This is a genomic window from Candidatus Clostridium eludens (genome assembly GCF_045310515.1).
GTDB classification, from domain to species: Bacteria; Bacillota; Clostridia; order Clostridiales; family Clostridiaceae; genus Clostridium_B; species Clostridium_B eludens.
The window spans coordinates 87,607-96,265 of record NZ_JBJHZX010000019.1 but is presented as its reverse complement, the minus strand read 5'-3'; the positions used below and the strand labels follow the sequence as shown (position 1 = coordinate 96,265).

The 8,659-nt window shown below is 29.2% G+C and carries 7 protein-coding genes; all 7 read left to right on the top strand.

Annotated elements, in window-relative coordinates; genetic code table 11:
* Positions 1-57 precede the first annotated feature (57 nt).
* The 7 genes from ACJDU8_RS13785 (at position 58) to ACJDU8_RS13755 (ending at position 8,643) form a co-directional block, all read left to right on the top strand.
* The gene (locus tag ACJDU8_RS13785; protein ID WP_406792728.1) at positions 58-1,254 is read left to right on the top strand and encodes an MGDG synthase family glycosyltransferase; all 1,197 of its coding nucleotides are present in this window, start codon (positions 58-60) and stop codon (positions 1,252-1,254) included.
* 122 nt (positions 1,255-1,376) lie between these two features.
* Positions 1,377-1,838 (top strand): GtrA family protein, encoded by a 462-nt coding sequence (locus tag ACJDU8_RS13780; RefSeq protein ID WP_406792727.1) that lies wholly within the window; start codon positions 1,377-1,379, stop codon positions 1,836-1,838.
* Between the two features lie 146 nt (positions 1,839-1,984).
* Positions 1,985-2,191, top strand: a complete 207-nt coding sequence (locus ACJDU8_RS13775) for a hypothetical protein (RefSeq protein WP_406792726.1) — start codon at positions 1,985-1,987, stop codon at positions 2,189-2,191.
* Between the two features lie 20 nt (positions 2,192-2,211).
* Positions 2,212-2,472: a spore coat protein gene (locus tag ACJDU8_RS13770; protein WP_406792725.1), complete on the top strand. Its 261-nt coding sequence runs from the start codon at positions 2,212-2,214 to the stop codon at positions 2,470-2,472.
* Between the two features lie 190 nt (positions 2,473-2,662).
* Complete coding sequence (locus ACJDU8_RS13765; protein ID WP_406792724.1) at positions 2,663-4,141, top strand: spore germination protein; 1,479 nt, start codon at positions 2,663-2,665, stop codon at positions 4,139-4,141.
* Positions 4,138-5,253 (top strand): GerAB/ArcD/ProY family transporter, encoded by a 1,116-nt coding sequence (locus ACJDU8_RS13760; RefSeq protein WP_406792723.1) that lies wholly within the window; start codon positions 4,138-4,140, stop codon positions 5,251-5,253. The genes ACJDU8_RS13765 and ACJDU8_RS13760 overlap by 4 nt, the downstream gene beginning before the upstream one ends.
* 324 nt (positions 5,254-5,577) lie before the next feature.
* Complete coding sequence (locus ACJDU8_RS13755; protein WP_406792722.1) at positions 5,578-8,643, top strand: ATP-binding protein; 3,066 nt, start codon at positions 5,578-5,580, stop codon at positions 8,641-8,643.
* Positions 8,644-8,659: the final 16 nt, after the last annotated feature.

Genomic DNA, 8,659 nt, shown 5'->3' with positions numbered 1-8,659 from the left:
TTATGTAATGTTTATTAGATTTATTATATAGATCTAACTAATGGAAAGGATGATATTATGACTAAAAATATACTTGTTATTTCTGCTGAGTTTACAGGACATGGACATAAAAGTATAACTGAGTCTTTATGTGAAAAATTCAAGGATCATAGTGATGTTAAAATTTATATTATAGATGGATTTTCATTAGGAGGAAAACTTCTGAAAAACATAGGTAAATCCTACGGCCCAATTACTAGAAATGTTAAGGAATTGTGGAGACTAATATGGAATTTATCATCAATTAAACCATCATTGGTTAATAGGTTAATTGAGTCAGAAATAAAATATAATTTCATACAGGTATTAGAAAAAATAAAACCTGATTTAATTCTATCTGTGCATCCCAATTTTAATGGTTCTATTATAAATATATTAGAGGAATATAAAATAAAAATACCAGTGATTACTTTAATTGCAGATTTAGTAAGTATATATCCATTATGGGCAGATAAAAGAGCTGATTATATTATAAGTCCAACCCAGGAGGCAAAAGATAAGTGTGTTGAATTTGGTGTTTCAGAAGAAAAAGTACAAGTATTAGGATTTCCAGTCCGTTCAAGGTTTTATGAGCATACAGCAAATTCCAAGGAAAGTAATTACTATGATATTGATAAGCCTCTAAGATGTTTAATAATGAGTGGCGGTGAAGGTGTAGGAAATATGCGGAGAATAGCAGAAAATCTTCTTGATAATTTTAATTGTACTGTAAAAGTTATTGCAGGGCGTAATACAAAATTAAGAGAAAAATTAGAAAAATCATTAACAGCAAAATACGGACATGCTGTTCAAATATATGGATTTATGGAAAATATACAAGATTTAATGCTAGATTCTGATATTGCATTCACAAGGGGAAGTCCTAATGTTATGATGGAAGCCATAGCATGTAATGTGCCTTTAGTAATAACAGATGCTTTGCCTGGACAAGAAGCAGGAAACCCCAAATTTGCTGAGAAATATAATATTGGAGTAATGTGCAAAGATATTAAAAACATACAAAATACTATAAGTAACTTACTTGTAAATAATGCACAGGAATTAAATCAAATCAAAAAATCTCAAAAAGGGTATAGTGACCCTTATGTTGCAAATAATATTGTGAATTTTATTTTAAATATAGATTGCCTAAATAGTGAAGTTGCAATGTCAGGTGTAAGTTTGAAAACTATAAAACATAGAAACAAAAACATTTTATACAGATGTTTTAAGTAATTTTAACATATATTAAAAAATTTGTTATAACTCATTAACAACTCTGCCATACAACTGTAACAAAGTGAATATATTATATAACTATAGTATAAATAGTCCATAATTTGTAAGAGGTGAGATATATGACTGTTATTCAAAATATTTATAATATATTTGTAAATAATCACAAACTTAAGCATATCACTAGGTTTGGTTGTGTGGGATGCTTAAATACTATAATTGATTTTGCAGTGTTTTGTATATTAAATAGCTTGTTTGGTGTTAATTATGTTATAAGCCAGATATTATCCTATTCCAGCGGTACTTTAAATAGCTACATTTTAAATAAGGTTTGGACTTTTGATGATACGAAAACTGGTAAAAAAACAACAAGAGAAATTGTCCAATTTATTATAGTTAATTCCATGTCCTTAGGAGTAAGCTTAATAGGATTAAGCATATTAATGAAGGACGGTTCTATAAGTTCTTTTTTTGCAAAAATTATTTCAATGGTATTAGCTCAAGTAGTTAATTTTTTAGGATATAGATTCTGGGTTTTTGGTAGAATTGCAAAATCAGTGCATATTGCTAGAAAAACAGCATAAATCTCACAATCATGAATTTACCGTAGATAGACTTAGATGTATCTACGGTTTTGTGTGTTTGGCAGGTGGTGAATTTTTTAACAGATATAATTTTTATTTATAAGGGAAATACTATGTTTGTAAAAAAGTTAAGGGAGGGAAAATTCATGATAGCTACTGAAAAACAGTTAGATGCTGGAAATTTAAAGGTGCTAAAAGATCAAATTGGATATGAAGCACTAATGAATAAAAAGTTTAATGATTGTTCAGGAAGATGCAGTGATGCTCAAATAAAAACTTTGTGTAATGAAGCTGCTCAAGTTCACAAACAAAACTTTACTTCTTTAAAAACCTACTTGGATTCGCACCAATAAAAGAAAGGAGAATTAGAATTATGGATGAAAAGGAACTTATGCAAGACCTTTTAACTAGTGAAAAACAGGTTATTTCAGCATATAGCACAGGAATAACAGAAGCTTCTTGTACTAATTTAAGAAATACTTTGGTAAACAATTTTAAAAATGCTCAGGATGTTCAATACAAAATTTTTGATACTATGAGACAAAAAGGTTGGTATCCTACATCTGATGCTCAAGCATCAGATGTACAACAATTGAAAGATCAATCTAATCAAATGATGAGTTCATTAAAATAGTTGAAACATCAATCTCAGTGTTGAAATAGAAATTATTTTTAAAGTCTGTATCTTTTAAGATGCAGACTTTTTATATAACTTTTTTTCAGTAATTATTATTGGGGATAATAACTATGGAGATATCAATCTAGGTAAATTATATAAATATTTTTAATAGAGCAGGGGAATCATAAATTATGAGGTGAAATAAATGCCTGATAAAAAATGTAGTATAAATGATAATATCCAAAATATAAAAAATCTACTGGGAAAGCAAACTGAATTAATAATAAGAAATTTACTTATTGGAAATAAAAATTCCCTAGAGGCTGCAATTGTTTATGTGAATGGATTAACTGATAAGAATATAATAGACAGAGATATACTGAATCCATTAATGTTAAATGCCAATGAGGACTTTGCGGGTATAGAAAATATAGAAGACTACATACACAAAAAGTATATTGCAGTTAGTGATACCTATATTGAAACAGATATAAATAAGGCGGTAGAGGGTATTAAAAGAGGGAAAACGGTATTATTAGTTCAAGATTCCTGTAACTTTATCGTGATAAATACCGCTGGTGGAACTTATAGGTCTATAGCTGAACCAGAAAATGATCCTTCCTTAAGGGGACCCAGGGAGGGCTTCGTAGAAAACTTAGATACAAATATAAGTATATTGAGAAGAAGAATAAAAGATAAAAATTTAGCAACGGAGAAATTTGTATTGGGAAGAAGAACACAGACGGACCTTGTAATAATGTATATAGACGACGTAGTAAATAAACAGTTTCTACAAGTAATAAAAGATAAAATAAATACTATAGATATAGATTCTATTCCTGTAAATAGTTTTATCGAGCAGTGTATAGAAGAACACCCCTATAGTATTTTACCACAGACTATCGGATCAGAGAGGCCAGATGTAATAGAGGCGGCTCTAATGGAAGGAAAAATAGCTTTTTTGTTAGCAGGTACACCATATGTTACAACCTATCCTACTATATTTGTAGAATTCTTTCAAACTGTGGAAGATTATTATGGAAGAACTCTGCAAGCCTGGTTTACAAGAGCACTGAGATTTATAGCGGTTTTTATAGTAATAACTTTTCCTGCAATTTATATAACTTTCGTTAAATTTAACCCTGAACTTATACCAGTTGAATATATTAAGTCCCTAATATCAGCTACACAGGGGATTGTACTAAGTCCCTTTATGTCTCTGTTAGCCATGCAGCTGACTATAGAACTTTTACGAGAAGGAGGATTAAGGATGCCGGGAAAAATAGGGCAGACTGTCAGTGTGGTAGGTGGTATTATAATTGGTGATGCTGCACTTAAGGCAAAAATTGTAAGTCCCACTACTTTACTTATTGCAGGAATTACCACCATTGCCACTTTTGTAATATCCAATTACCAGATGTCCATTGCAATAAGGACTTTAGCTTATCCTATGTTAATACTGGCAAATTGGCTTGGAGTTCTTGGAATAGTCATAGGATGGTTTTCTATATTAGCTTATCTTTGTTCTTTGGAAAATTTTGGAGTCCCTTATTTTGCTTTCCATAAAAGTGATATGAAAGATATATTTATAAGGGCACCTATATGGAAGATGAATAAAAGACCTGAGGCTATTCCGCATAATGATCCTATAAGGCAAAGTGATTTTAGGGATGGGAAAAAATGAATAAAACCCAGAATACCTTCTTAACCTCAAGCCAACTTATATTTATATTAAAATCAGCTATTGTAGGTATTGAGCTTATGCACTTACCTAACAGCATTATAAAATTTGCAAAACAGGACAGCTGGATTAGCTGCATATTGGCAACAGTATATCCGCTATATATGGTTATTATGGCAAGTTATCTGTGTAAAAAGTTTCCTAAAGATAATATACTGAAATTGAGCAAAAAGTGCTTTGGAAACTTTTTGGGAAGTATTTTAAATATTATTTTTATATCTTTCTTCCTATTTGTGCTAACATCGTCATTTTCCGAATATGCCAATTTATTTAGGGTATATTCAACTTCCTTTTTAAAGCCCTATCAGATTCTTCTCGCTGCTTTAATACCTATAGGCTACATTGCCTATAAGGGTATAAAACCTCTGGGAAGGTTAGCTGAAGTAGGTTTTTATTTAACTGTAGGGTTAGTTGTTATTCCCATAGCTGTTTTAGCATACGGAAGTTTTTTAAATTTAATGCCTGTATTTGGCTCAGGATTATCTGGTATATTGAAAGGTTCAAGAGAAACTGCTTTTGCTATTTCTGGCATGGAGATTATACTTATTATTTATCCTTTTTTACAGGATAATAAAAAGCTATTAAAATGTGGTATAGTGGCTACTGCTATTGTAGGATTTATTTATGTATGGGCTGTTTTTGCAACTATTTATTACTTAGGCATTGAAACTTCTCCAAAGTATTTATGGCCTATCCTGACATTAGCTGATAGCATAAATATTCCTATTGTAAATAGTTTCAGATTTATATTTATATCTTTATGGTCTCTGGTAGAATTCAAATGCTTAGCTATTTATTATTTTGCAGTTTCTTACAGCTTAAATCAAACAGTAAAAAAGATACCTGCAGAAGCATTTGTTGTAATTCTGTACCCTGTAATTATTATTATAACTATGCTATATGGAAATCCAACAACCAGAGGAGGGTATACATATAAACTAATTATTGTTTATGTGATATTTAATTTAATATATGTTTCTGCAGTGGCAATTTTAATTCATTTTAAAAAACATGGTGCTGATAAATCTAATAGCCATGTATCAAGTGATTCTTAGGTTCAGGTGGAGTTTGCTCATGAGAAATGCTTTTCTCCAACTGAACCTTAGAAGAACTTATCCAGGCGCGTAGCAGTGCTTATCCCTCAATTTGAAGAAGCTGGGGGTGTTAGCAATGGTAGCGTTCGGATAAAAATTATTCAGTTTTAAATCCTTCCATAAAATTTGATAATCTTTCTGGACTTTCAGTAATTATCGCATTAAAATATTTTAACATATATTTTACGTTACTGTTGTTTATACACAATACTTTTGTGGTACATTTAAATTAACTTACATAATTTAGACGTTGATTGTTATAATTTATAGGGAGGAAGCGTTAAAATGTCAGCTTTTAGAGCGTTGCATTTATCAGATATACACATTGGAAAAACGTATATCAAATCTGAAGAGATAGCCTATAAAATTGTTTATGATATAACCCATAATGGATTATGTAATGTTAGGAGTGTAGTTGTAACAGGAGATGTTTTTGATGGTCAGGTACAGGTTAATGAAAAATTGATTAATGAAGCTGTAAATTTTTTTGATATTTTGTTGGAACAAATTAATCTTAACCAAGATGAATATAAACTAACAAAAGATGATTTCATATTTGTACCTGGTAATCATGATTTAATTAGAGTTGATGATTATGAATTAAGATGGAGTAAATATAAAAATTTCTTAAAAGGATTCTATGTTAATATACCTGAATATTATAATACAAAAAATTATTCAGTATTAAGGCCCTATTATGAAGAAAAAATAGTTTTTATTGGATTTAATTCTTGTCAAATTGAGAAAAAGAAAATTTTTGATAAAAAGTATTTGAATATGATAGATAAAAATGTTAAGGCAGAAACTTTAGCACAAAGAGGAATTGATAAAAAGCAGTTAATTGAATTGTTGGAGAAGGAAGTGGCAAATGAATACGATGATTATGGGGAAATATCCCTGGCACAAATAGCAGATCTTGAAAGACAAATTAGGAAATTGAATGGATATAATGTAGTTGCTTTATTGCACCACCATTTTTATCTTTTTCCTGAAGTGGCGCAAAAGTATGGAGATTCAAGTCTAGTTAGAAATTATACCGCTTTGATTCAGCATTTAAAATACATGAATGTAAAAACTGTTTTACATGGACACAAGCATTTTGATTTAGAACGTCCATTTATTACAGATGATTATTACGAGACAACAGAAAGTATTATTGATGTATTTGCAGGAGGTTCAGTTGGTACAGATAGAAAAGACAGGCATACTTTTAGTATAATTGATTTTTATAAGCAAAGAGATGATATCAAATTAATTCAAAATAAGTTTATTTACAATGAGGAGTCTTTAGAACCCATCTCTAGAAAGCAAATTCCTTCAAAGAATATTTCACATAGAGTTATTAAACTTTTGGACATTTTAAAATCTGCAAATTATGATGCATACATGGAATATATGATATCATCGGAAAAGATATTTAAGATTTATAAAACTTGTAATGAAATAATTAACTGGACTAGTGAGGCAATAACAGGATTTCAGGATGTTTATAAGTATTTGGATACGGACTATAAAAATATTCTTTTCTTACTATATGCTATTAATTATAGAACATTAAGCTATAAGAGTATTATTGAAAAAGATGCACAATATTTAGAATATGCCTCATCAATATTGAAAGAATTGTTTAATGATCTTTTGTTATCTTCTGATTTTGATATTAGTGCTGCTGATTTTCATTCATTGTTTACAATAAAAAAATTAACGCACCTGAGAGATAAATGTAATCAGTTACTAAGCAATAGTACCAATAAGATTGCTAGGCAATATTTGGTTTTTAGCATGATTGGTATATTTTTTTCAGATTTATATTTGGTATTTACAGAATATGCAGATGACTTCTATAATGAAAATATTAAATATAAAGTAAATATTAAAATGGAAAAAAACAAATTTCATGAAAATGTTCCAGCACCAAGAATAGCTATTGAATCTGATGCTGATAAAAGAAGTGTCTATATACAACTGTTGTGCAATGAAGCTACAGCACATAAAATTGCAGTATTATTTGTTAAAGAATTTGATTTAATAATAAATAAGTTTCAAGATTATTTTAAATTAATAGGATTTAAGCTATATCATTTAATTCCTAAAATAGATAAAAATAATTTAAAAGATACACTTGATAATTATAATTTTGAAGCTTATATTCCAACTCTTTTGCCACTGCTCACAGGGGATAACATATATTCTTCAAAAGAGGTGTTTGCAAGAGAATTGATTCAAAATTCTATAGATGCTATAGCAGTCAGAGAAGTTAAAGAAAAAATTGATTTTCCAAAATTAATTTATATTGAAATTGGAAAGGATGAAAATAGTAGACCATACTTTAAAATTAAAGATAATGGAACGGGCATGGACAGGTATAAAATTGAAAGATATTTTACTAGTATAGGGAGAAGCTTCTATTCAGACGATGAATATGAGAATTTAAATATTAGCTATAAACCCATTAGCAATTTTGGAATAGGTTTTTTGTCCTCATTTATGGTATGCCGAGAAATAGAAGTAAAAACTAAATACTTTCTTCCTGATAGTGAGTGTTTAAAACTCCATATACCTAATTATGATGGGTGCTTTTTTATTGAACGTGGGGAAGATATAGATATAGGTACAGAGATAAAATTATATTTAAATAGAGATGTGGATATAAATAAGATATTAGAGTATATAAAAAAGGTTATGCTGGATATTAAATATGATATTATTATAAACTATAAAAATGAGAAGGGAGAAGAGTTGGCCAAAATACCAGCTCACTATGTTAGAAAAAATGATGAAATTAAAATTTTTCAGTTTTTTGTTCCTTTTAAAGAAAATGGTGATGTTTTAAATATTGATTGGAAAAAGGAAGTGCTTTCAAATAATTTTATTAATAAATATAAATATGGATTTTTGATAAAACCTAACCTCAATAATGTGGATGATAATTACAGTGAAGCAATATTAAATGCAGGAATTAGAGTGGAGCAGACATCATTGAATGTATTATTTGGAGATAAGTTTAATCAACGTGGATATGAAAATGAGAGTATGTACAATAATATATTTATAAATTTTCCTGCAAATTGGATACAAATTGATATTTCTAGGGAAAAGATAAACGGTTTTTCTGGTATAATTAGAAAAAGCGATGATAAAAATCCAGAAAATACTGTCGGAATCAGAATTGCTGAAGCAATATATAATCAATTGCTGTGTTTTCTAAGTTATAGTAAGGAAAATTCGGTTAGTATTCCTTCAATGTGTTTACAAGAAATTATCCAATATGCCATTTGTCTTTGTGGAAGAAAAAATTCTAGTGCCTACCAAAAATTATTGAATTTAGCAAATGTAAGAAGGGTGAAATAGATGAAGGGATTAATAA